Source organism: Pseudomonas sp. DE0157 (assembly GCF_007678615.1).
Classification (GTDB): Bacteria; Pseudomonadota; Gammaproteobacteria; order Pseudomonadales; family Pseudomonadaceae; genus Aquipseudomonas; species Aquipseudomonas parafulva_B.
Window position 1 is genome coordinate 56,582 of record NZ_VEJN01000020.1, and the last position, 21,567, is coordinate 78,148.

23 protein-coding genes are annotated in these 21,567 nt (G+C 63.2%); 13 read left to right on the top strand and 10 right to left on the bottom strand.

All coding sequences use genetic code 11. The annotated features are described in order from the left end of the window. Positions 1-35: 35 nt before the first annotated feature. Both FS777_RS19725 and FS777_RS19730 read right to left on the bottom strand, forming a co-directional pair. On the bottom strand, positions 36-593 hold the full coding sequence (locus tag FS777_RS19725; protein ID WP_145257247.1) for a peptidylprolyl isomerase: 558 nt from the start codon (positions 591-593) through the stop codon (positions 36-38). A gap of 238 nt (positions 594-831) precedes the next feature. Then, positions 832-1,755 (bottom strand): LysR family transcriptional regulator, encoded by a 924-nt coding sequence (locus tag FS777_RS19730; protein ID WP_145257250.1) that lies wholly within the window; start codon positions 1,753-1,755, stop codon positions 832-834. Between the two features lie 49 nt (positions 1,756-1,804). Here FS777_RS19730 and FS777_RS19735 point away from each other — a divergent pair, with 49 nt between their 5' ends. Together FS777_RS19735 and FS777_RS19740 are read left to right on the top strand one after the other, a co-directional pair. Further along, entirely contained in the window at positions 1,805-2,119 is a 315-nt protein-coding gene (locus FS777_RS19735) for a hypothetical protein (RefSeq protein WP_058604200.1), read from the top strand. Positions 2,120-2,222: 103 nt separating this feature from the next. Further along, on the top strand, positions 2,223-2,822 hold the full coding sequence (locus tag FS777_RS19740; protein ID WP_058604201.1) for an FMN-dependent NADH-azoreductase: 600 nt from the start codon (positions 2,223-2,225) through the stop codon (positions 2,820-2,822). Between the two features lie 74 nt (positions 2,823-2,896). Here the strand turns inward: FS777_RS19740 and FS777_RS19745 are convergent, their stop codons facing one another. Together FS777_RS19745 and moaA are read right to left on the bottom strand one after the other, a co-directional pair. Next, complete coding sequence (locus tag FS777_RS19745) at positions 2,897-3,796, bottom strand: bestrophin family protein (RefSeq protein WP_145257253.1); 900 nt, start codon at positions 3,794-3,796, stop codon at positions 2,897-2,899. 20 nt (positions 3,797-3,816) lie between these two features. Further along, positions 3,817-4,821, bottom strand: coding sequence for a GTP 3',8-cyclase MoaA (gene moaA, locus FS777_RS19750; protein ID WP_145257255.1), 1,005 nt, complete (start codon positions 4,819-4,821; stop codon positions 3,817-3,819). A 227-nt stretch (positions 4,822-5,048) separates the two neighbouring features. On the opposite strand from moaA, the gene FS777_RS19755 reads away from it, so the two are divergent. Continuing rightward, on the top strand, positions 5,049-7,379 hold the full coding sequence (locus FS777_RS19755) for an FdhF/YdeP family oxidoreductase (RefSeq protein ID WP_058638047.1): 2,331 nt from the start codon (positions 5,049-5,051) through the stop codon (positions 7,377-7,379). A 38-nt stretch (positions 7,380-7,417) separates the two neighbouring features. On the opposite strand, the gene FS777_RS19760 is transcribed toward FS777_RS19755, so the two are convergent. Continuing rightward, positions 7,418-7,879, bottom strand: coding sequence for an Lrp/AsnC family transcriptional regulator (locus FS777_RS19760; protein ID WP_023534914.1), 462 nt, complete (start codon positions 7,877-7,879; stop codon positions 7,418-7,420). 104 nt (positions 7,880-7,983) lie between these two features. On the opposite strand from FS777_RS19760, the gene FS777_RS19765 reads away from it, so the two are divergent. Further along, positions 7,984-9,150 carry a PLP-dependent aspartate aminotransferase family protein gene (locus FS777_RS19765; RefSeq protein WP_058638048.1) on the top strand — a complete coding sequence of 389 codons (1,167 nt, stop codon included), beginning with the start codon at positions 7,984-7,986 and terminating at the stop codon, positions 9,148-9,150. Positions 9,151-9,237: 87 nt separating this feature from the next. Here the strand turns inward: FS777_RS19765 and FS777_RS19770 are convergent, their stop codons facing one another. Then, on the bottom strand, positions 9,238-9,471 hold the full coding sequence (locus FS777_RS19770; protein WP_058604205.1) for a YdcH family protein: 234 nt from the start codon (positions 9,469-9,471) through the stop codon (positions 9,238-9,240). A 249-nt stretch (positions 9,472-9,720) separates the two neighbouring features. Here FS777_RS19770 and FS777_RS19775 point away from each other — a divergent pair, with 249 nt between their 5' ends. From FS777_RS19775 to FS777_RS19800, 6 genes are all read left to right on the top strand, one after another. Then, entirely contained in the window at positions 9,721-11,358 is a 1,638-nt protein-coding gene (locus tag FS777_RS19775) for a phosphoethanolamine transferase (RefSeq protein ID WP_078478945.1), read from the top strand. Positions 11,359-11,548: 190 nt separating this feature from the next. After that, entirely contained in the window at positions 11,549-12,682 is a 1,134-nt protein-coding gene (rnd, locus tag FS777_RS19780; RefSeq protein ID WP_145257258.1) for a ribonuclease D, read from the top strand. After that, the gene (locus tag FS777_RS19785; RefSeq protein ID WP_023534892.1) at positions 12,679-12,972 is read left to right on the top strand and encodes a YcgL domain-containing protein; all 294 of its coding nucleotides are present in this window, start codon (positions 12,679-12,681) and stop codon (positions 12,970-12,972) included. Before rnd ends, FS777_RS19785 begins: the two co-directional genes overlap by 4 nt. A 2-nt stretch (positions 12,973-12,974) precedes the next feature. Continuing rightward, a complete protein-coding gene (locus tag FS777_RS19790) occupies positions 12,975-13,907 on the top strand; it encodes a D-2-hydroxyacid dehydrogenase (RefSeq protein ID WP_078478943.1) in 933 nt (310 codons plus the stop codon). 254 nt (positions 13,908-14,161) lie between these two features. Then, a complete protein-coding gene (locus tag FS777_RS19795) occupies positions 14,162-14,611 on the top strand; it encodes a YcgN family cysteine cluster protein (protein ID WP_058604209.1) in 450 nt (149 codons plus the stop codon). Positions 14,612-14,649: 38 nt separating this feature from the next. Next, the gene (locus FS777_RS19800; protein ID WP_078478942.1) at positions 14,650-15,867 is read left to right on the top strand and encodes a hypothetical protein; all 1,218 of its coding nucleotides are present in this window, start codon (positions 14,650-14,652) and stop codon (positions 15,865-15,867) included. A 381-nt stretch (positions 15,868-16,248) separates the two neighbouring features. Here FS777_RS19800 and FS777_RS19805 read toward each other — a convergent pair whose 3' ends face one another. The 3 genes from FS777_RS19805 to FS777_RS19815 form a co-directional block, all read right to left on the bottom strand. Then, the gene (locus FS777_RS19805) at positions 16,249-16,590 is read right to left on the bottom strand and encodes a DUF2892 domain-containing protein (protein WP_058638054.1); all 342 of its coding nucleotides are present in this window, start codon (positions 16,588-16,590) and stop codon (positions 16,249-16,251) included. A 104-nt stretch (positions 16,591-16,694) separates the two neighbouring features. Next, positions 16,695-17,165, bottom strand: a complete 471-nt coding sequence (locus FS777_RS19810; RefSeq protein ID WP_033728691.1) for an RNA methyltransferase — start codon at positions 17,163-17,165, stop codon at positions 16,695-16,697. Between the two features lie 67 nt (positions 17,166-17,232). Continuing rightward, the gene (locus FS777_RS19815; RefSeq protein ID WP_023534919.1) at positions 17,233-17,601 is read right to left on the bottom strand and encodes a YajD family HNH nuclease; all 369 of its coding nucleotides are present in this window, start codon (positions 17,599-17,601) and stop codon (positions 17,233-17,235) included. Positions 17,602-17,733: 132 nt separating this feature from the next. On the opposite strand from FS777_RS19815, the gene FS777_RS19820 reads away from it, so the two are divergent. Next, positions 17,734-18,012 (top strand): hypothetical protein, encoded by a 279-nt coding sequence (locus tag FS777_RS19820; RefSeq protein WP_058638055.1) that lies wholly within the window; start codon positions 17,734-17,736, stop codon positions 18,010-18,012. 94 nt (positions 18,013-18,106) lie between these two features. On the opposite strand, the gene FS777_RS19825 is transcribed toward FS777_RS19820, so the two are convergent. After that, complete coding sequence (locus FS777_RS19825; RefSeq protein ID WP_145257261.1) at positions 18,107-20,149, bottom strand: S9 family peptidase; 2,043 nt, start codon at positions 20,147-20,149, stop codon at positions 18,107-18,109. Between the two features lie 127 nt (positions 20,150-20,276). Between FS777_RS19825 and FS777_RS19830 the strand changes: the two genes are divergently transcribed. Both FS777_RS19830 and FS777_RS19835 read left to right on the top strand, forming a co-directional pair. Next, on the top strand, positions 20,277-20,771 hold the full coding sequence (locus FS777_RS19830; RefSeq protein ID WP_058638057.1) for a hypothetical protein: 495 nt from the start codon (positions 20,277-20,279) through the stop codon (positions 20,769-20,771). 14 nt (positions 20,772-20,785) lie between these two features. Then, positions 20,786-21,559: a class II glutamine amidotransferase gene (locus tag FS777_RS19835; protein WP_023534887.1), complete on the top strand. Its 774-nt coding sequence runs from the start codon at positions 20,786-20,788 to the stop codon at positions 21,557-21,559. Positions 21,560-21,567: the final 8 nt, after the last annotated feature.

A 21,567-nucleotide genomic window follows, 5' to 3' on the forward strand; every position in this document is an offset into this window, starting at 1 on the left:
CCGGTAATCGGGTCACGTCCCTGTGAGACCCGCGATCAATCGATGCGTTTAGCCGACTTGATGAACACAGGGTCGGCGGGCACGTCCCGCATGCCTTTCTTGACAGTGGTGGGCGAATTGACGATCTGGTCGACCACTTCCATGCCTTTGGTCACCTTGCCGAATGCGGCATAACCCGCGTCACGGCCTGGGTTGAGGAAATCGTTGTCGGCCACGTTGATGAAGAACTGGCTGGTGGCCGAGTTCGGGTTCGAGGTGCGGGCCATGGCCAGGGTGCCGCGGGTGTTTTGCAGGCCATTGCTGGCTTCGTTGCGGATCGGATCCTTGGTCTCCTTCTGTACCATCTGCTCGGTGAAGCCGCCGCCTTGCACCATGAAGCCCGGGATTACTCGATGAAAGATGGTGTTGTTGTAGAAGCCGCTGTCCACGTACTGCAGGAAGTTCTGGGTGCTGACGGGTGCCTTCTCGGCATTGAGCTCGATTTCCACCTGGCCGAAGCTGGTGTCCAGCACAACGTGCGGCGTCTTGTCGGATGCCATGACGCTGGTGGCGAACGCGACGGAACAGGCGGTAAGCAGCAATTTTTTCAGCATGGGCGCAAAGGTCCTTCAAAGTGGAGGCGGCTGCTTTCGAGGGCCGCCGGTACGGTGGATATATCGCAATGTACAAAGAGTAATAGCGTGCCGTGAATTTTCGACGGCTGCCAGTACAGGTGGTAGGCCAGGCACAGGCGCAGCGTTTGAAATTGTGTCAGGGCCTGATCGCGAGTTTGACACCCAGCTCGGACAGCCAGCCGGGGCCCGCGTTCGCAGCCGGCCCTGGCCATCACACTTACACCTGGGCCGGGGCTGCGAAGGGCACATCCAACGGTGCCGTGTCGAAGTTGCGCAGCAGGTCGATGAGGATCTGCGTGGCCGGGCCCAGGGTCTTTTCCTTGCTCGCGTAAAGATAGAACAGGGGATGGCGGCTACCGCCCTGGTCCAGCGGCAGGGGTTTGAGCACCCCGTCACGCAGCTCGCGCTCGATCATGTGCCGCGGCAACCACGCAAAGCCCAGCCCGCTGCTGACGAAGGTGGCAGCCGTGCCCAGGCTGCCGACCGTCCAACGCTGTTCGGCGCCAAGCCAGCCCACATCGCGTGGCTGTGAGCGGCCCGAATCTCGAATCACCACCTGCAACTGGCTTTCAAGGTCCTGGAAAGTCAGTTCGCGTCCCAGCCGGTGCAGGCTGTGGTCAGGGTGGGCCACGGCCACGAATTCCACGGCGCTCAACTCCGCGCCCAGGTAGCCGCCAATGTTGTAGCTGCTGATGGCAAGGTCGGCGATGCCGTCGAGCATCACTTCCTCGACCCCGGACAGCACTTCCTCGCGCAGGCGCACGCGGCAGCCGCGGCTTTGCGGCATGAAGGCGGCCAGGGCACGCACCAGGCGCGCGCTGGGGTAGGCGGCATCGACCACAAGGCGCACCTCGGCTTCCCAACCCTGTTCCATGTGGTGCGCCAGGTCCTCGAGTTGGCTGGCCTGCTTGACCAGGTGCCGCGAGCGGCGCAGCAGCACACTGCCTGCCTCGGTCAGCACCGCCTTGCGGCCGTCGATGCGTAGCAACGGGACACCCAGCTGTTCCTGCATGCGCGCCACCGTGTAACTGACCGACGATTGCGAGCGGTGCAGCACCTCGGCAGCTTGGGCAAACCCGCCATGATCGACTACAGCTTGCAAGGTCCGCCATTGATCCAGCGTCACGCGTGGCGCTTTCATGTCCTGCTCCTGTTGGCCTAAGCTGCGTTCCACACAAGGAGAACGCCCCATGAAGAAATATTGTGCGGCATTGCTGCTATGCCTGCCGGTGACCGCTTTTGCCTATCCCATCGACATGGAGAAACACATGGACGGGGTGAAGGTGGACGCCACGGCCTATGACACGGCCTATGACCTGGGGGCGATTACCCTTGAGAACTACGGCCAGGTGCCCGCCGCCTGCAAGGTGACCTTTCGCAACGGCCCTGAAGCCCCGCGGGTGCGCCGGGTAAATGTACCGGCCGGCAAGCGCGCCGATGTTACCGCCAAGTTCAACCGGCAGATCATCAAGTTGCGCATCAGCGTAAAATGCGCAGTTGAATAAACTAATTAATCGATAAATCGTACCGACTATTTACGCTTTTTCATCGATAGGTCAAGCGTTAACCTTCCTCCATCGCATCTACCCCAGCCCGATGGAGGCCGTCATGTCCCATGTTCTGATCGTCGAAAGCAGTGCACGCCAGCAGGATTCGATTTCCCGCCAACTGACCCAGGACTTCACTGCGCAGTGGCGCGCCGCCCACCCGGCCGACCAGATTACGGTGCGTGACGTGGCGGCCAACCCGGTGCCGCACCTGGACGCCGACCTGCTCGGCGGCTGGATGAACCCTGAAGACCAGCGCAGTGCTGCCCAGCACCAAGCCCTGGCCCGCTCCAACGTGCTGACCGACGAGTTGCTGGCAGCCGATGTGCTGGTGTTGGCAGCGCCCATGTACAACTTCACCATCCCAAGTACCCTCAAGGCCTGGCTGGACCATGTACTGCGCGCCGGCATCACCTTCAAATACACGCCCACCGGCCCCCAGGGCCTGTTGAACGGCAAGCGTGCCATTGTACTGACCGCACGCGGCGGCATCCATGCAGGGGCTGGCAGCGACCATCAGGAACCCTACCTGCGGCAGGTGCTGGGCTTCATTGGCATTCACGACGTGACGTTCATTCATGCCGAAGGCCTGAACATGAGCGGAGATTTCCATGAAAAGGGCCTGAACCAGGCCAAGGCAAGCCTGGCGTCGGTAGCCTAACTGCAGCGAAGCTCAACACGTGCACCTGTCTCAGCGATTGTGGGTGACCGCTTCCTTTGAGCTTCGCAGCGCCTTCAACTCAACACATACCCCACCGGCAACAGCGCTGGCGGTAGCGGCGTCTGCCCCAAGGCGGCCAACACATCACGCTCTACCGTTCGCACCATGGCATCGGTAGGCAGGTCGTTCTCGTCGCGGCCGAACGGGTCTTCCAACTCATTGCCAATGGCGTCGAGCCCAAAGAAGGTATACCCAACGATGGTCGTGAACAGCGGCGCCAGCCAGCCTAGCGGTTCGGCCAGGGCGAAAGGCAGCAACAGGCAGAAGATGTAGATGGTGCGATGCAGCAGCAAGGTATAGGGGAAGGGCAACGGTGTCCCCTTGATCCGCTCGCAGGTGGCCTGAACCTCCCCAAGCCCCGCCAACCGCTGCGCCAAGAGGTTGTAGCGCCACTCGGACAGGCCCTGCTGCTCGGTCAACCGCGAACACTGCTCGCCCAGGTGCAGGAGGATGCCGTTACACACGTTGTGGGGGCTGATCGCCTCGGCATTGCCAAGCCAGGGCCGCGCGGCGGCCAGGTCGTCCTCGTCTCGCAGCCTGGCATTGAGCCCATGGGCGAACCCGCACAGGCTGCGCAGCATGTCGGCGCGCAGCGTGGCATCGGCGATCACCACGCTTTCGCGCGTGAACGACCGAATCTCGACGATCAACCTGCCCCAGGCCTTGCGCCCCTCCCACCAACGGTCATAACACGCGTTGTTGCGAAAGCTCATGAAGATCGACAGCGACAAGCCGAGCAGTGTGAACGGTGTAGCGCTGACCGGATAGAAGAATGCCGGGTAATGCCGTTCCACCAGGACGATGACTGCCGCGAGCAAGGTGACCATCAGGCAGCGCAGGGCGATCTGCTTGATGATCGACCCTTTGAGGGTGAACAGCATTCGCAGCACACCCTGGGTGGGATGAACGATCATGGCAATCCAGAGACGGCTGATCAGCCGCCGGTCATGTTCATGAAGCGCAGGATTTGAACGTCGCCGCCCACCTCGAAGTGATGGCGGTACGGCTTGAGGTGCAACGAGTCGCGAATGGCTTTTTCCAGCCGTTCAGCGTTGCCGGGATGGGCCCGCAGCACATGCTTGAGGTCGACCGAGTGCTCATTGCCCAGGCACAGCAACAAGCGACCCTCTACGGTGAGGCGTACGCGGTTGCAGGTGGCGCAGAAATTGTGGCTGTGGGGCGAAATGAACCCCACCCGGGTGTGCGGGGCATCGGCCAGGCGCCAGTACCGCGCAGGGCCCTGGGAAGACTCGGTCGACTCGATCAGGCTGAACTGCTCGGCCAGCCTTGCGAGTACCTCGTCGCTGGAGAAAAACGACTCTCCACGGGCGTGCTCGCTGATCTCCCCCAGCGGCATTTCCTCGATGAAGGTGATGTCCAGTTCGCGATCGATCGCAAAGCGCACCAGGTCGACCAGCTCATCGTCATTGCGGCCCTTCAGTACCACGCAGTTGAGCTTGGTGCGGCGAAAACCGGCTTCACGTGCCGCGTCGATGCCGGCGATTACCTGGTGCAGGTCGCCGGTACGGGTCAGTTGCTTGAAACGGTCGGCATCCAGGCTGTCGAGGCTGATGTTCAGCCGCGTCACCCCCGCATCGAAGAGCGGTTGTGCCAGGCGCCCCAACTGCGAGCCGTTGCTGGTCAGGCACAACTCGCGCAGCCCTGGCAGGGCAGCGATGCGCCCGCACAGGTCGACGATGCCCTGGCGTACCAGCGGCTCGCCCCCGGTCAGGCGAATCTTGCGGGTGCCCAGCGCCACGAAACGCTCGGCCACCTGGAACAGCTCTTCAAGGCTCAGGATCTGCTGGCGGGGCAGAAACTGCATGTCCTCGGCCATGCAGTACACGCAACGGAAGTCGCAGCGGTCTGTGACCGACATCCGTAGGTAGTCGATTTTCCGGTTGAAGCCGTCGATCAGTGCCCGGCTGCTCTGTTCCACGTATGCGCTCGAATCAGGGGGAATGGCCTCCAAGCTAGCGCCTGGCGGGCCGAGCCGTCAAATGGCTTTGGCCGACTGACCGATAAACGCTCTCTATCACTGCTCAGCTCCCGCGTTTACGGGGGTCATCGAAGGCGCTTATCACCTCGTAGGATCTTTCGATTGGACGGCTCTACACAAGGCTTCATAGGCTGGACAAAAGCCATAGCAGGGCGAGGATTTCACCCATGAGCCAGGACCCACATATCCGCGACTACAAAGGCGCCGCTGCCGGCTGGGGCGCGCTCAAGAGCGTGACCAAGAGCTGGCTGGGCAGTGACAACGCCTTCAAGAATTTGCGCGCCATGCTCAAGACCAACCAGAATGGCGGCTTCGACTGCCCCGGTTGCGCCTGGGGCGAGTCGCCGGAAAACGACACGGTCAAGTTTTGCGAGAACGGCGCCAAGGCCGTCAATTGGGAGGCCACCGGGCGCTCGGTCGATCCGGCCTTCTTTGCCCGCTACAGCGTCAGTGCCCTGGCCGATCAGACCGATTACTGGCTCGAGTTCCAGGGCCGCCTGACTCATCCCATGCGCTATGACGCGGCCACCGACCACTATGTCGAGACGAGCTGGGCAGAGGCCTTCGCGCTGATCGCCAAGCACCTGCACGCCCTGGAATCTCCCGATCAGGCCGAGTTCTATACCTCGGGCCGGGCCAGCAACGAAGCGGCCTTCCTTTATCAGTTGTTCGTGCGCGCCTACGGCACCAACAACTTCCCGGACTGCTCGAACATGTGCCACGAGGCCAGCGGCGTCGGGATGGCGCAGACCCTGGGCGTAGGCAAAGGCACCGTGGTCTTTCACGACCTGGAGCTGGCCGACGCCATCTTCGTCATTGGCCAGAACCCTGGCACCAACCACCCGCGCATGCTCGAACCGCTGCGCGAAGCCGTGAAGCGCGGTGCCCAGGTGGTATGTTTCAACCCCCTCAAGGAGCGGGGCCTTGAGCGCTTCCAGCACCCGCAGCACCCCCTGGAGATGCTCAGCAACGGCTCCGAGCCCACCAATACCGCCTACTTCCGCCCGGCACTGGGCGGGGACATGGCGGTCATGCGCGGCATCGCCAAGTACCTGCTGCAGTGGGAACGCGAAGCCAAGGCCAAGGGCGAACCTGCGGTGTTCGATCATGCGTTCATTGCCGAGCACACCAGCGGCATCGAGGCCTACCTGCAGACCTTGGATGCCACACCCTGGCCGGCCCTCGTGGCGCAGTCCGGGCTGACCCAGGCCGAGATCGAACAGGCCGCGCGCATGTACCGCAAGGCCGAGCGCGTGATCATGTGCTGGGCCATGGGCGTTACCCAGCATCGCCATTCGGTGGCCATCGTCCAGGAAATCGTCAACCTGCAATTGCTGCGTGGCAATGTCGGCAAACCCGGCGCGGGGCTCTCGCCGGTGCGCGGGCACAGCAACGTGCAGGGTGACCGGACCATGGGCATCGACGAGAAGCCCAAGACCGCCTTGCTCGATGCCTTGCAAGCTCGCTTCGAGTTCCAGGTGCCGCGCACCCACGGGCACAACGCCGTACTGGCGATCAAGGCCATGGAAGAAGGTCGGGCGAAGGTGTTCATCGGCCTTGGGGGCAATTTTGCCCAGGCCACCCCAGACACCGCACGCACCCATGCCGCCCTGCGCAATTGCGCACTGACCGTGCAGATTTCCACCAAACTCAACCGCTCGCACCTGGTGACCGGTGGCGATGCCTTGATCCTGCCCTGCCTGGGCCGCACCGAAATCGACCTGCAGGCCAGCGGGCCGCAAGGTGTAACAGTCGAAGACACCTTCAGCATGGTGCACATCTCCCACGGCCAGCTACGGCCACGTTCGCCCCACATGCGCTCCGAACCCTGGATCATTGCCGGCATGGCCCAGGCCACCCTGGGCAAGCACCCCATCGATTGGGAGCACGCCGTGGCCGATTATGCCCATATCCGCAGCCTGATTGCCGACGTGATTCCAGGCTTCGAACATTTCAACGAACGCCTGCAGCAACCCGGGGGCTTCCACCTGGGTAACCACGCTGCCGACCGCACCTGGCGCACGGCCACCGGCAAGGCGCAATTCAGCCCCAATGCGCTACCCGCTGAACTGGTCAACGCCCAGGTGCTGGCCCGTGGCGACAAACCGGACCTTATCCTGCAAACCCTGCGCTCCCATGACCAGTACAACACCACCCTCTATGGCCTGGATGACCGTTACCGCGGTGTGTTCGGGCTACGCGAAGTGGTGTTCGTCAACGAGGCCGACATTCGGCGCATGGGCTTCGAGCCCGGTGAACACGTCGACCTGGTGTCGCTCTGGGACGACGGCGTCGAGCGACGGGTGTCGGGTTTTCGTCTGGTGGCCTATGACGTGCCGCAGGGGCAGGCTGCCGCCTATTACCCGGAAACCAACCCCCTGGTGCCGCTGGAAAGTTATGGTGAAGGGACCTACACCCCGACCTCCAAGTTCGTGGCGATCAAGGTCGAGAAGGCCAAGGCGGATAATCGCATTGCAGCGGCCCTGGCGACCGACTGAGCCTCAGTGTGCAACAGGGCCGCCCGTGCAAACCCGCGTCAACCGCGGTTCACTGGAAAGGCCGTGGTGTACTTCATCTGCTCCATGGCAAAGCTCGAGGTAATGTTGGACAACCCATCGGTGCTGGTAATCAGCTTCTTGTAGAACCGGTCATACGCCGCGATATCGCCTACCACCACCCGCAGCATGTAGTCCCAGTCGCCGGACATGCGGTAGCACTCCATCACCTCCTCGAACGCCGTGACCGTGGCGGCGAACTGCTCCAGCCATGCACTGTCATGGCGCTGGGTCTTGACCTGCACGAACACGGTCAGGCCCAGCCCTAGCAGGCCAGGATCCAGCAGGGCCACACGACCGACGATATAGCCTTCGTCTTCCAGGCGCTTGACTCGCTTCCAGCAAGGGGTGGTGGACAGGTTGACGGCCTCGGCCAAGGCCTTGAGCGAGAGCGCGGCATCGCGCTGCAAGAGGGTCAGAATGTGTCGGTCGAAGCTGTCCATAGAGTGCATGGGCCGTGGCGAAGAAGTTTTCACAGGGTACCCCAAGGTCAGGGCTTTTGCGTTGTGCGATAGTGGCAACCTTACCTCTGCCAACGAGCCCGACCATGTCCGACAAGCCGCGCCATTTCGCCACCCGAACCATTCATGCCGGCGAGCAGTTCGAAGTCGCCGACAATGCCATTTTTCCAGCCATCGTCACGGCCAGTTCGTTCATCAAGCGCGGCCTGGACGACACGCCGGACTACTCCTACAGCCGCGTAGGCAACCCCACCCGCCACGCCTACGAGACCTGTGTTGCAGCCCTGGAGGAAGGCGTAGGGGCGGTGGCCTGTGCGTCAGGGGTGAATGCCACGGCCACCGTGCTCGAACTGCTGCCCAAGGACGCCCATGTGGTGGTGATGAACGGTGTATACGGCGGCACCTTCCGAATTCTGGAGGACTACCGCAGCCGCACGTCCGGCCTGACCACCACGTACGTCGACCTCAACGACCTCGATGCCGTGGCTGCTGCCATCAAGCCCGAAACCCGGCTGATCTGGATCGAATCACCGACCAACCCGTTGCTGCACCTGGTCGACATCAAGGCCGTATGCGACTTTGCCCGCACCCGGGGCATCCTGACCTGCATCGACAATACCTTCTGCTCACCGTGGAACCAGCGCCCGATCACCCTGGGCGTGGACCTGGTCATGCACTCGGCCAGCAAGTACATCGGTGGCCATTCCGATCTCACCGGTGGGGTGGTGGTGGCGGCCAGCGAAGACCTGCACCGACAGCTGCGCCGCATCAGCATGGCCATCGGCGCGGTGCAAGGGCCGTTCGATTGCTACCTGGCGTTGCGCGGCCTCAAGACCCTGGACGTGCGCATGGAGCGCCAGTGTGCCAACGCGCTGGAAGTGGCCCGCAGGCTCGAGGGCCACCCGCAGGTCGAGCAGGTGTACTACCCAGGGCTGCCAAGCCATCCGCAGCATGAACTGTGCAAGCGTCAGATGCGCAGCGGCGGGGCGGTGGTTGCCATGAAGGTCAAGGGTGATCGGGCGGCGCTCAATCGGCTGGTCGAAGCGCTGCAGATTTTCGTGCTGGCCGATTCGCTGGGTGGGGTCGAAAGCATGATCAACCATTCCTGGACCATGTCCCACTGCTCCATGAGCCCCGAGCAGAAAGGGGCAATGGGCATCAGTGAGAACCTGTTGCGCCTGTCGGTGGGTATCGAGGCGGTCGCCGATCTGATCGATGACCTGGAAACGGCGCTGGGCGCTTTGGCCGGGTAATGATGGCAGGGCTGTAGCGGCGAGCGGTTCAGCGCCTGCCTGTCATGCGAAGCGATGACGGGCTGGCGCTTGCAAAGAGGCCGGTGATTATTTGGGCGGGTGGATGATGCGCTCGATCTTGTCCTTAATCAGCAGCCGCTCGCGGCGCAAGCGCGTAACGGCCTCGTCGTTGGTGCCGTTCTTCTCGGCGGCGACCACTTCCTTGTCCTTGGCGTTGTACTCCTTGTGCAAGCCATGCAGCGTCTGGTCCTTGTCAATGAGTGCCTGGAATGCGTCAGCGGTAACGTGCAAGTCAGCGAGCAGATCGTGCGGAACAGGCATTTCTTCACCTCTGTCAGGGGATTGGTTAAGGTCCTGACCTCTGAGGATAGCCGCGTTTGTCCCGGGGAGGGAGGCTGCGAAACCTGAACCCCTGCTGAACGACTGACGGGTACGCGTCGAAATCAGCGCTTTCACTAAATTGTTACGTTATTTTTCACAGAAAATTGATGGCTCGGTTTCTAGAGTTCGCCCAGCTTGCTCCCAGTGCCATCCGGCACTGGTGGTCACTTCTCTTGGTTGCGAACCTGAATGCTCAACATCAAACCCCTGCGCACCGAATGGGTCACGCTGCTGGCCAGCCTGTACCTGTTGATCGGCTTGAATGTCTTTCTTTGGGAGCACCTGGAACAGGTAGTGCCCCCCGGCTTGCCCGGCCTGTGGTTGACCCTGGCATTTGCGGTGCTGATGTTGTTCGCCTTCAACCTCATCCTTACCCTCATTGCCTTCCGCTATGTGCTCAAGCCCTTGCTGGTGCTGCTGTTCGTCAGTGGTGCGGCGGTGGCGTATTTCATGAACCGCTATGGCGTGCTGATCGATGCAGGCATGTTCGCCAACATCGCCGAAACCAACGTGGCAGAAGTGCGCGACCTGCTGTCGCTGAAGTTCGGCTTGTACATGCTTGGCCTTGGAGTATTGCCCTCGGTACTGCTGTGGCGAGCGCCGGTGGTGTATCGGCCGTGGCAGCGCGAGCTGTTCGGCAAGCTGGTGGTCACGGCGGCCTGCGTGGTAGGCCTGGGCTCGGTAGGGTTGGCCAATTACCAGGGTCTGTCGTCGCTGTTTCGCAATCACCACGAACTGCGCCTGATGCTGACCCCCAGCAATATCGTCGGTGCCTCCATGGCCTACGTGAGCGAGCGCGTGGTCACCAGTGCACGCCCCTTTGCCCACTATGGCGAAGATGCCGCCCGCACCCCGGACTGGCAGCACCATCAGCGCAAGTCCCTGACGGTGCTGGTGGTGGGTGAAAGCGCGCGCGCTGATCATTTCGGCGTGCTGGGCTACAACCGCGATACCACCCCCAGGCTTGCCGCCGAGCAAGGGTTGCTGGCGTTCTCGGACGTTCATTCCTGCGGCACTGAAACGGCTGTGTCGGTACCCTGCATGTTTTCCGGCATGCCCCGCAAGGCCTACGATGCGCGCATCGCCAAGAACCGCGAAGGGCTGCTCGATATTCTCAAGCGGGCGGGCCTGGATGTGCAGTGGCGCGACAATCAGTCCGGGTGCAAGGGCACCTGCGACCGCGTGCAGTTCATCAATATGAGCAAGCTCAAGGACCCGCAATTCTGCGGCGAAGGCGAGTGCCACGACGAAATCCTGCTGCAGGGGTTGGGCGAGCTGATCGACCACTTGGACAAGGACACCGTGCTGGTGTTGCACCAGATGGGCAGCCACGGCCCCGACTACTTCAAACGCTACCCCAAGGCCGACCAGCGCTTTGCCCCGGTGTGCCAGAGCAATGCCCTGGACCAGTGCAGCCAGGCGCAGATCATCAATGGCTACGACAATACCCTGGCCTACACCGACCGGGTCCTGGCCAGCCTGATCGACACCCTGCGCAGCCGGCAGGACAAGGTCGATACGGCCATGATCTACCTGTCCGACCATGGCGAATCGCTGGGCGAGTACAACCTGTTCCTGCACGGGACGCCGTACGCCATCGCCCCGGAACAGCAAAAGCATGTACCGCTGCTGGCCTGGTTTTCCGACAGCTATCAGCAGGACTTCGGTGTCGATACTGGTTGCCTGGCCAAGTTGAACGATGCGCCTTTGTCCCAGGACAACCTGTTCCACTCGATGCTGGGGTTGTTGCAGGTTCACACCCAGGTGTACGAGCGGTCCCTGGACCTGTTTGCCAGCTGCCGGCCCTGGCTCACCGCCAGGCGCTGAGCCGGCGATGGTGGGCTTGCCTGGCGAACGCCGTCAACGCGCAGTGGGGGGGATATTGCCTGGAGCTTGGCGCCGGCCTGGTTGCACAGTCCGTGAAATTGCACCATTGATCGACATCAAGGATGGCCCGGGTTTCACCAGCAGTGCCCGCGCCGTATATACTGCGCGCCAATGTTAGTGGGAGAGCCTTGTGGCCATCGAAATTCACTGGATCCGTGACGACCTGAGCCTGGCCGAACACTGCCGCGACTGGCGCCAATTGCCGTTTGTCGCGGTCGATACCGAATTCATGCGCGTCGATACCTTCTACCCCAAGGCAGGGCTGATCCAGATTGGCGATGGCAAGTGCGCGTTCCTGATCGACCCGCTGTTGATCGCCAACTGGCAGCCGCTGGCCGAGCTGATCGAAGACCGTAACGTGGTCAAGGTGCTGCATGCCTGCAGCGAGGACCTGGAGGTGCTGCTGCGCCTGACCGGCAAGCTGCCCCAGCCGCTGTTCGACACCCAGTTGGCCGCCGGCTACCTCAACCTGGGCTTCTCCATGGGCTATTCGCGGCTGGTGCAGGAGGTGCTGGGCATCGACCTGCCCAAAGGCGAGACCCGCTCCGACTGGTTGCAACGCCCACTGTCCGAGACCCAGGTCAGCTATGCCGCCGAGGACGCCGTGCACCTGGCCGAGCTGTTCAGCGCCTTGCATGCGCGCCTGTCCGACGACAAGTACGCCTGGGTGTTGGAAGACGGTGCTGAACTGGTGGCCCAGTTGCGCCGCGAGGTACAGCCAGACAGCCTGTACCGTGAGGTCAAGCTGGCGTGGAAGCTGTCGCCCCAGCAGTTGGCGGTACTGCGCGCCCTGTGCGCCTGGCGCGAGCGCGAGGCCCGCCTGCGTGATGTTCCGCGTAACCGCATCCTCAAGGAGCATGCACTGTGGCCCATCGCCAAGAGCCAGCCGACCAACCTGGCGGCCTTGGCCCGCATCGACGACATGCACCCGCGCACCTTGCGCCAAGATGGCGAAGCCTTGCTGCAACTGATCAAGCACGCCGCTAGCCTTCCGGCCGAACAATGGCCCGAGCCATTGCCTGAGCCGCTGCCGATCGAAGCCTCGGGCATTCTCAAGCAACTGCGCGCCGTCGGTCAGGCCGAAGGGCAACGGCTGGGCATCGCGCCCGAGCTGATGCTGCGCAAGAAAACCCTCGAGGCCCTGCTCAAAAGCGGTTACCCCGACGGCCCTTACACCTTGCCCGATTCGCTGCGCGGCTGGCGCCGTGAGCGGATGGGCCAGGCACTGCTGGACAGCCTGGCCGGTGCCGGAGACCCTCAATGAAACGCATCTGCTCGATCTACAAGAGCCCCCGCAAGAACGAAATGTACCTGTACGTGCTCAAGGCCGATGGCTTGCAACGCGTACCCGAAGGCTTGCTGCCGTTCTTCGGCACGCCCCAGCACGCCTTCGACCTGGTGCTCAGCCCCGAACGCAAGCTGGCCCGCGAAGACATCACCAAGGTGCTGGAGAACCTCGACAATCAGGGTTATCACCTGCAGATGCCGCCGCCGGATGACGAGTACATCGAGCACCTGCCCGACGAGTTGCTGCACCGAAACGATCCCGCCTGATCATGCGCGTACTGATTGCCGAGCATGACCACGCCCGCTACGCCGACCTGTTGCACCAGGCGGCACCGCACCTTGAAGTCCTGACCAGCGACGATTCCGCGCAATTGGCCCGGCTGGCGCCACAGTGCCCGGTCTGGCTCGGCCAGCCCGACCTGCTGGCCAGCTTGTTGCGCCAGGGGCATCGCCCCCACTGGATGCAGTCGACCTGGGCCGGCATCACGCCACTGCTGGCCACGGGGCTGCCCCGCGCGTATCGCCTGACCCGCGCTGTGGGCATTTTCGGCCAGGTCATGGCCGAATACATGCTCACCTACATGCTGGGCCATGAACGGCACGTCCTGTCGCGCCTGGTCAGCCAGGTGGAGCGGCGCTGGGATGAGCGCCCTGGTTGCTCGCTGCAGGGCCGCAAGGTATTGATCGTCGGCACCGGCGATATCGGCCAGGCCGTGGCCGAGTTCCTGCGCCCGTTCGGGGTGGTGCTGTACGGTGTGGCCAGCCAGGCCCGTGAACAGCCGCCATTCGCCGAGGTAGCAGCCCTGGACGATCTCGCGCGCCTGGTGGGCGAGGTCGACTATGTGCTGAACCTGCTGCCCGACACGCCGGCCACGCACGATATCTTTGACGCGGCGATGTTCCGGCGTTTCCAGCCAACTGCGTTGTTCATCAATGCCGGGCGCGGTGTGGCTGTCGTCGACGCCGACCTGGTGGAGGCGCTGAAAGAGGGGCACCTGGCCGGGGCGGTGATCGACGTATGCCGCCAGGAACCTCTGCCCAGGCAGCATCCATTCTGGACCGCCTGGGGCCTGTTGCTGACCGGACACAGCGCAGCGCCCACCACGCCTGCGGCCATGGTGCGGTTGTTCCTCGACAACCTGCAGGCGTTCGAAGCCGACCAGGCGCTGCGTGGCGAGGTGAACTTCGACCGCGGGTATTGATCGACCGGCCTGTATCAGAGCGCGCTGCCCGCTGGTGGCGCCCTCGGGGTGCCCTTCAGGCGTATCACCCTGCTATGGGCCTGAGTTCGAGCACGGCTGACAAGCGGTCTGGTATTGCTGCATGCCAGGCCCTAGACTGGCGCCGCCACGGCCACCAGCTCCATGCTGCACGCCTTAACGAACCGTTTCAGGCGCTGTCTGCCTCGGGCCCGATGTCGGACACGCGCTGCTGATCCCTTGCAGGAAATCGCGTCATGATCGCTGATAACGCCCCGTTCTGGCGGCGCAAGACCCTAGAGCAACTCAACCCGCAGGAATGGGAGTCGCTGTGCGACGGCTGCGGGCTGTGCTGCTTGCAAAAGCTCGAGGACGAGGACGACAACAGCGTCTACTACACCCGCATCGCCTGCAAGTTGCTGGACCTCGACACTTGCCAGTGCAGCGACTATCCCAATCGCTTCGCCCAGGTGCCCGACTGCATTCAGCTCACCCCGGGCAAGGCTGACCAGTTTCGTTGGTTGCCAGCGACTTGCGGTTACCGCCTGGTCAGCGAAGGCAAGGACTTGCCGGTCTGGCACCACCTGGTATGCGGTGACCGTCAGCAAGTGCATGAGCAGCGCATCTCCCAGGCAGGGCGCATGCTCAGCGAGCGTGACGTGCACGAGGACGACTGGGAAGACCACCTGATCTTTCGCGCCAGCTAACCAGGCGCTTTACCCGCTGGTGAACAAGGAGTGTCGGTATGCGTAGCCGTTTGAGTGTGCTGGTGGCCGTGTTGGGGTTGATGGCGGGGGCACCGGCCTGGGCGAAGAAAGTCGATCTTGACTATCAGGTTCGGCTGTTGCCTGCGACCGGGCAGGCCGAAGTGCGCCTTACGCTGGCCGATGGCAGTGCTGTGCGCAGTTTGGACTTCGACCTGGGCAAGGCGGGGGCCTACAGCGGCTTCCAAGCAGATGGCCACTGGCAGCTTCGCGGCCAGCGCGGGGTATGGCAGCCAGCGCCCGGCAAGACCAGCCTGAGCTACCGCGTGCAGTTGAACCAGCTCCACGGGCCTGGGGTGTACAACACCCGCATGACAGCGCACTGGGCACTGTTCATGGGCGACCAACTGGTCCCACCCGGTCGGCTGGACCAGCAGGACGGCACCGAGTTGGTCGCCCGCCTGGCATTCGACCTGCCCGAAGGCTGGAAAAGCGTCGAGACCGCCTGGCCACGTATTGGCAAGGACAAGTTCCGCATCGACAACGTCTCGCGCCTGTTCGACCGCCCCACGGGCTGGATGCTGGCTGGCAACCTGGGTAGCCGCCGTGCGCGCCTGGGCGAAACCGACGTGACGGTGGCGGCGCCGGTTGGGGAAGGGATGCGCCGCATGGACAACCTGACCTTGCTGACCTACATCTGGCCGCAACTGCAGGCCACCTTCCCGAGAAACCCGCCCAAACTGCTGGTGGTGGGCGCACGCGACCACATGTGGCGCGGGGCGATGGCAGCCCACGGCTCGCTCTACCTGCACAGTGGCCAGGCCATGGTCAGCGAGAGCGGCAGCAGCCCGCTGCTGCGCGAAGTGGTCCAGTTGTTCACTCAGCTGCGTGGGCGTGAGGGCAATGACTGGTTGATCGAGAGCTTGACCGACTACTACGCCACCGAGCTGCTGCGCCGATCAGGTGGCATGAGTGATGATCGTTATCAGGCCTGGCAGGCGCGCTTGAGCAAACAGGGCGCAAGCGTCAAGCACCTCAAGGGGCACCAGGCGACGCCTGCCCAGGTGGCGCGAGGGGTGATGCTGTTGCAGGCACTGGACAAGGAGATCCGTATTCATACCCAGGCCCGGCAATCGCTCGACGACGTGGCGCGCGGGCTGATGCGACTGCCCAGCGTCAGCCTCGAGGACTTCGTGCAGATCAGCGAAAACGTACTCGGACGTCGGTCGGAGGCGTTGCAGAGCAAGGTACTGCATTGATGCGCTACACAATGCCCGGTGGGAGCCACGTGTTGCGCAACTTTTGAAGGTCATCGGATCCGTAAAACGGTTCCAGCAGTATGGAATCTCAGATTATGGGTCTGCTGCGCAGCCTATCGCCGCACAAGGACCGCCCCTACAGGGTTTGAGCTACGGCTTCCAGTGTAGGAGCGGCCCTTGTGCCGCGATGGGGCGCGAAGCGGCCCCGGCGATATGTGCTACGAAGTTGAATGCGTGAGCCTCTGGCGCAGGCCCTGACCGAAGGCACGTCGCCCCGGGTGCCCTCAAATCGAATGTGTGAGCACTACACCAAACCGCAGCCGTCAAGTAGACGCCTTGCCGCAACGCCGCCACGGCAAGACCAGGATACAGTCCAGGGCATCACACCCCAGCGACAGGATCCTTGCCGGTCACTGTCACGCCTTCGGTGGCCGCTTTGGCACTGTCCTTCAGTGCAGTCAGCTCGTCCCCAGTACGCTTGAGGTCCGATTTCAGCTGGTTGTACTGATCGCGGTGGTGCTGCAACCACGCCTTGGTGGCGCAATGCCCAGTGAAACCGCGCACCAGCGCCAGGCCACCGACGGCTATCTTGAACAGCCCTACGATACCGCCCTGGCTCAGCCCTTTGCCCACCAGCAAAGCACCGCCGGCCAACGAAGTGGCGCGTTCCATGCCATGGACGTTCTTTTCCTGCAACGGTGCATCAGAGTGATTATCAAGCATTGGTAAGCCCTCTTGGTGATGTGTAAGCAGCTGACCTGCCTGCGGCCGGCGACGTTCACTCGATGTGCCAGGCGAACCTCCTGGCGGTCATGACAGCGCACGCATCACTTGAACTTTGGGCCCGAGCGGGTATTCAGGCCCTTGGCCAGACGGTCGTACAGCACCACGTTCACCGTGGCCGCCAGGTTCATGCAGCCGGTGGTGGGAATGTAGATGGTTTCCTCGCACCAAGCCCTCACTTCAGGGCTGAGGCTGCCGTCTTCGGGGCCGAAGATGTAGATGGCGCGGTCCGGGTGGGTGTAGTCGGGCAGGGGGCGGGCGCCTTCGACCAGTTCCACGGCCACCGGGGTACAGCCCAGCGGGATGATGCGTTGCAGGTCATCGATGCCGATCAGTGGAATGTCGTAGTGCACGCGCTTGGTGTCGGTCACGAAGTCCCGCGCGCGCTCGTAGCGCTTGCCGGTATAGAACACCGAGTTGACCCCGTAGCAGCCAGCCGCACGCATTACCGAGCCTACGTTTTCGGCCGACTTGGGGTTGAACAGGCCGATGCAACTGTATCGTTTGTTAGCCACGAACCGGGGCCCTTCGCAAAAAAGACGCGATTATACGGGTTGCCCGGTCATGGTGGGGGGCTGCTGGTCAGTCCTTCTTCAGCATGCCTGCCAGTGCCGCGAACGGGTTGTGGGTAGCCTTGGCAATGCTTGGGGTGCTGGTGGAGCCTTCGCTGAAGTATTGCTGATCGGTGTAGCGCGAGTGTTCGTTGTCATGGCAGTACAGGCACAGCAGCTCCCAGTTGGAGCCGTCCTGGGGGTTGTTGTCGTGGTTGTGGTCACGGTGGTGCACGGTAAGCTCACTCAGGCGCTTGCCGGCGAACTCGCGTGCACAACGCCCGCACACGTGCGGGTACATCCTCAGGGCCTTGTCGCGGTAGCCCATTTCCTTGTCGCGCTTGGCATCGGCGAGGATGCGGTCCAGGCGCGCAGTGGCAGCGGAAGTAGAGGAGGTCATGGTGTTTCCTTCGTTCTGATCAGGCAAATGACGGTTATGCCGTCGAGTCTAGCGCGGCTGCATGATCGCCGCACAGGCGAAAAATGTCATATGGGCGTAGCCTGTAGGAAGATTCTGAACAGGAGGTTGCCGATGCTTGCTGCGATTCTCGCCGTGGTCTTGGTGGCGGGCGTGCCTGCGGCTCACGCTGCCAGCACGCCGCCGCGGTTGACCACGCCTGTACCCGGTGCGCCGGGTACACCCACCCCCACGCCGTATCCGCAGATCACCCCAAGCAGCCCGCCCAAAGCCACCGGCACCTCCCAAGGGGCACCCTTGCTACCGCCAATGCCAGTGCCCGGCCCGCCCAAGGACCAGCCACTGCCAGGGTTGCGGCAGGATCTAGAGAAGCCGGGGCGGGATCAGGAGTGATCGAAGGCGGCCGTCCACACCTCGCCTTGCGGCTTGCCGTCATGCATGAACTCAGATCGCTGGGGCCGCTGCGCGCACAAAACAGCCCGGCGCCTCAGACAACCCCCAGCTCACCCAGCACAAACCCATACTCCAAGGCCACGTCCTTCAACCCCTGGTAGCGCCCGCTCATACCCCCATGCCCGGCACCCATCTCGGTCTTGAGCAGCAGCAGGTTGTCATCGGTCTTGCGCGTACGCAGGCGGGCGACCCACTTGGCCGCTTCCCAGTACTGCACTCGGCTGTCGTTGTAGCCTGCCACCACCAGCATGGCCGGGTAGGGCTGGGCTTTCACGTTCTCATACGGCGCATAGGCCTTGATGCGCTCGTACACCTCAGGCTCCGCGGGATTGCCCCATTCGTCATACTCGGTCACCGTCAACGGCAGCTCAGGGTCGAGCATGGTGTTGAGCACATCCACGAAGGGCACCTCGGCGATGGCGCAGCGAAACAGCTCGGGACGCAGGTTCAACACGGCGCCGATCAGCAGCCCGCCGGCACTGCCCCCACTGATGGCCAGGGTTGCAGAGGATGTCACGCCTGCGTTGATCAGGTGTTCGGCGCACGCGATGAAATCGCTGAAGGAATTGTGCTTGTGTTCCTGCTTGCCGGCACGGTACCAGGCCTCGCCCAGCTCGCCGCCGCCGCGCACATGGGCGATGGCAAACGCTACACCACGTTCCAGCAGGCTCAGCCGCGCATGGGAGAACCATGGGTCCAGGCTCTCGCCATAGGCCCCGTACCCGTACAGGTAGAGCGGTGTGGTGCGACCCACATCCTGGCGCCGTCGCACCAGGCTGATCGGCACTTGGGTACCGTCTGCCGCGGTGGCCCACAGGCGCTCGCTGACATAGGCGTCGGCATTGAAGGGCCCCAGCACCGGCGTCTGCTTGAGCACCTCCTGCGCGCCAGTGGCCAGCGCCAGCTGACGTACCTGGGCCGGCCGGTTCAGCGCTTCGTAGCGCAAGCGTACCCGAGGGCTGTCGAATTCCAGGCTGTCCTGCACGTACAGGCTGTAGGCCGCGTCGGGTAAATCCACCCGGTAGGGCGACAGCCCCTGTGGGCGCACTTCGATGATCGGCAACCCGCCATCACGCAGGCTCAGGGTCAATGCGCTGGCATTGAGGCTCAGTCCTTCAAGCATGATGTCATCGCGATGGGCGACCAGCCGTTGCCACTGGGCACGGCTTGGCACGGGGTCGGCCGGGGCGTGATACAGGGCGAAGTTGATACCGTCCTGGTTGGTGCGGATGAACCATCGCCACTGCCCATCGAGCAGGCCATGATCGGGGAAGTACTCATGGCCTTCCACACGCGGTGCCAGGCAGGTGAACGGCGCTTGCGGCGTGGCCGCGTCCAGCACCCAGGCTTCGCTGGTGGTCTTGCTGTTGAGCAGCAGCACCAACTGGCGTTCGGAGCTGGTGCGGTAACAGTGCAGGAAGAACCGGCCATCGGGCTCCTCGAATACCCGCTGGGCACCTTCCTGACCCAACGTATGCCGGTACAGCCGCCAAGGGCGGTGGGTATCGTCGAGTTCGGCAAAGAACAGCGTACGGCTGTCATTGGCCCAGGTCAGGCTGCCATCGCAGTCGTCGAAGGGCAGGGTCGTTACATCGCCCGTGGCCAGATCCTTGATGTACAAGGTGTAGATTTCGTCGCCGCTGGTGTCCAGGCTATAGGCCAACAGGCGATGGTCGGGACTGACGTTGAACGCCCCCAGCGAGAGAAAGCCGCCGCCTGCCAGGGCGTTCGGGTCGAGCAACAGTTGCTCCAGGCCTTCATCGACCGTGTTGGAATCATCGGCAGGGCGTGGGCAGCGATAATGGCGGGGGTATTCATCGCCTGCGGTGGTGCGGGTGTAGTACAGGTAGGGCCCCCACGGCGATGGCAGGGACAGATCGGTTTCCTGGATGCGACCTTTGATCTCCTCGAACAACTGTTCGCGCAAGGGGGCCTGATCGGCCAGACAGGCTTGCTGATAGGCATTTTCCGCTTCGAGGTAAGCCAGTACCTGGGGATCGTCACGCTGTTGCAACCACGCGTAGGGGTCGGTCGCATCGTCGGCTCTGGCCAGGGGCGGCAAGTGGGTGCTTGGCATCGAATTTCTCTCGGTTCTTGAGGGGCGCTACCGGCAGCTTCGGCGGCGCACCGGTACAGGCAAACACTGTGTGCGCCAGGAAATGTGTTTATCATAGGCACCTCTTTGCCTGGCTTGCACGATTACCATGATCGAGAACGACTACACCCTGGCCTGGGGCCTCTACGCCGTGGCCGCCCTGGGCTGCCTTCTGGTGGGCTTCAAGCTCACCGGCTGGATGTGGCGCTGGCTGCGCGAACCGCTGCGCGTCGTGCTGGCGGTGCTGCTGTTTACGCCGACCGTGGTCGACCCGGTCAAGGACAGCTTCGCCCCGGCCATTGCCATCACGGTGCTGGATGTCGCCTTCAAGGTGGGCAACAACGCCTGGCGCGCAGTGTCGGACTTCGCCATGTACGGCATGATCGCCTTCGTGCTGTATTTTCTGTTTGTGCTAGTGCGTTGGCCGCTGGAGAAACGCGCCCGCGAGCGCCGCCTGCGGGCCGAAGCCGCCGCCCAGCGCGAGGCCGCCGAAGCGCAGGCGCTGGCGCCGGGGGAGCCCTTGGCCGCCGAGCGTGGCGATCGTTACCGTGACGACCCGCCTGTGCTGCCTGCTGGCGCCGGCCGGGTCGAGCCCCGCCTGTAAACGGAGACACCGCCATGTGCGAACTGCTGGGCATGAGTGCCAACGTCCCCACCGACATCGTCTTCAGCTTCACCGGCCTGATACAGCGCGGCGGTCGCACTGGCCCGCACCGTGACGGCTGGGGCATCGGCTTCTACGAAGGGCGCGGCCTGCGCCTGTTCCAGGACCCCGCCGCCAGCAGCGAGTCCGAGGTGGCCAACCTGGTAAGGCGCTACCCGATCAAGAGCGAAGTAGTGATCGGCCACATCCGCCAGGCCAATGTGGGCAAGGTCTGCCTGGCCAACACCCACCCCTTCATGCGCGAGATGTGGGGGCGCAACTGGTGCTTTGCCCACAACGGCCAGCTGGGTGACTTCACCGGCTCCACGAGCTTTTACCAGCCTATTGGCGATACCGACAGCGAGGCGGCCTTCTGTGACCTGCTCAATCGCATCCGCGGCGCCTTCCCGGAGCCGGTGCCGGTGGAACAGTTACTGCCGGTGCTGGTCGAAGCCTGTGCCGGTTATCGCGCCCGCGGCGTGTTCAACTGCATGCTCAGCGATGGTGACTGGCTGTTCTGCTTCTGTTCGACGAAGCTGGTCCACATTACCCGTCGCGCGCCGTTTGGCGCGGCACGGCTGAAGGATGTCGACCTGATCGTCGATTTCCATACCCAAACCACCCCCAACGACGTGGTCACGGTGATCGCCACCGAGGCCTTGACCGAGAACGAAACCTGGAACCGCTACGCGCCAGGTCAGTGGGCCCTGTGGCGGCACGGCGAGTGCACCGCGCACGGACAAAGCTAAGGATGCTG

Excerpts from the sequence above, each read along its gene's own strand:
- FS777_RS19725 (WP_145257247.1), bottom strand. The coding sequence starts at position 593 with ATGCTGAAAAAATTGCTGCTTACCGCCTGTTCCGTCGCGTTCGCCACC.
- FS777_RS19730 (WP_145257250.1), bottom strand. The coding sequence starts at position 1,755 with ATGAAAGCGCCACGCGTGACGCTGGATCAATGGCGGACCTTGCAAGCT.
- FS777_RS19735 (WP_058604200.1), top strand. The coding sequence starts at position 1,805 with ATGAAGAAATATTGTGCGGCATTGCTGCTATGCCTGCCGGTGACCGCT.
- FS777_RS19740 (WP_058604201.1), top strand. The coding sequence starts at position 2,223 with ATGTCCCATGTTCTGATCGTCGAAAGCAGTGCACGCCAGCAGGATTCG.
- FS777_RS19745 (WP_145257253.1), bottom strand. The coding sequence starts at position 3,796 with ATGATCGTTCATCCCACCCAGGGTGTGCTGCGAATGCTGTTCACCCTC.
- FS777_RS19755 (WP_058638047.1), top strand. The coding sequence starts at position 5,049 with ATGAGCCAGGACCCACATATCCGCGACTACAAAGGCGCCGCTGCCGGC.
- FS777_RS19760 (WP_023534914.1), bottom strand. The coding sequence starts at position 7,879 with ATGGACAGCTTCGACCGACACATTCTGACCCTCTTGCAGCGCGATGCC.
- FS777_RS19765 (WP_058638048.1), top strand. The coding sequence starts at position 7,984 with ATGTCCGACAAGCCGCGCCATTTCGCCACCCGAACCATTCATGCCGGC.
- FS777_RS19770 (WP_058604205.1), bottom strand. The coding sequence starts at position 9,471 with ATGCCTGTTCCGCACGATCTGCTCGCTGACTTGCACGTTACCGCTGAC.
- FS777_RS19775 (WP_078478945.1), top strand. The coding sequence starts at position 9,721 with ATGCTCAACATCAAACCCCTGCGCACCGAATGGGTCACGCTGCTGGCC.
- FS777_RS19785 (WP_023534892.1), top strand. The coding sequence starts at position 12,679 with ATGAAACGCATCTGCTCGATCTACAAGAGCCCCCGCAAGAACGAAATG.
- FS777_RS19790 (WP_078478943.1), top strand. The coding sequence starts at position 12,975 with ATGCGCGTACTGATTGCCGAGCATGACCACGCCCGCTACGCCGACCTG.
- FS777_RS19795 (WP_058604209.1), top strand. The coding sequence starts at position 14,162 with ATGATCGCTGATAACGCCCCGTTCTGGCGGCGCAAGACCCTAGAGCAA.
- FS777_RS19800 (WP_078478942.1), top strand. The coding sequence starts at position 14,650 with ATGCGTAGCCGTTTGAGTGTGCTGGTGGCCGTGTTGGGGTTGATGGCG.
- FS777_RS19805 (WP_058638054.1), bottom strand. The coding sequence starts at position 16,590 with ATGCTTGATAATCACTCTGATGCACCGTTGCAGGAAAAGAACGTCCAT.
- FS777_RS19815 (WP_023534919.1), bottom strand. The coding sequence starts at position 17,601 with ATGACCTCCTCTACTTCCGCTGCCACTGCGCGCCTGGACCGCATCCTC.
- FS777_RS19820 (WP_058638055.1), top strand. The coding sequence starts at position 17,734 with ATGCTTGCTGCGATTCTCGCCGTGGTCTTGGTGGCGGGCGTGCCTGCG.
- FS777_RS19825 (WP_145257261.1), bottom strand. The coding sequence starts at position 20,149 with ATGCCAAGCACCCACTTGCCGCCCCTGGCCAGAGCCGACGATGCGACC.
- FS777_RS19830 (WP_058638057.1), top strand. The coding sequence starts at position 20,277 with ATGATCGAGAACGACTACACCCTGGCCTGGGGCCTCTACGCCGTGGCC.
- FS777_RS19835 (WP_023534887.1), top strand. The coding sequence starts at position 20,786 with ATGTGCGAACTGCTGGGCATGAGTGCCAACGTCCCCACCGACATCGTC.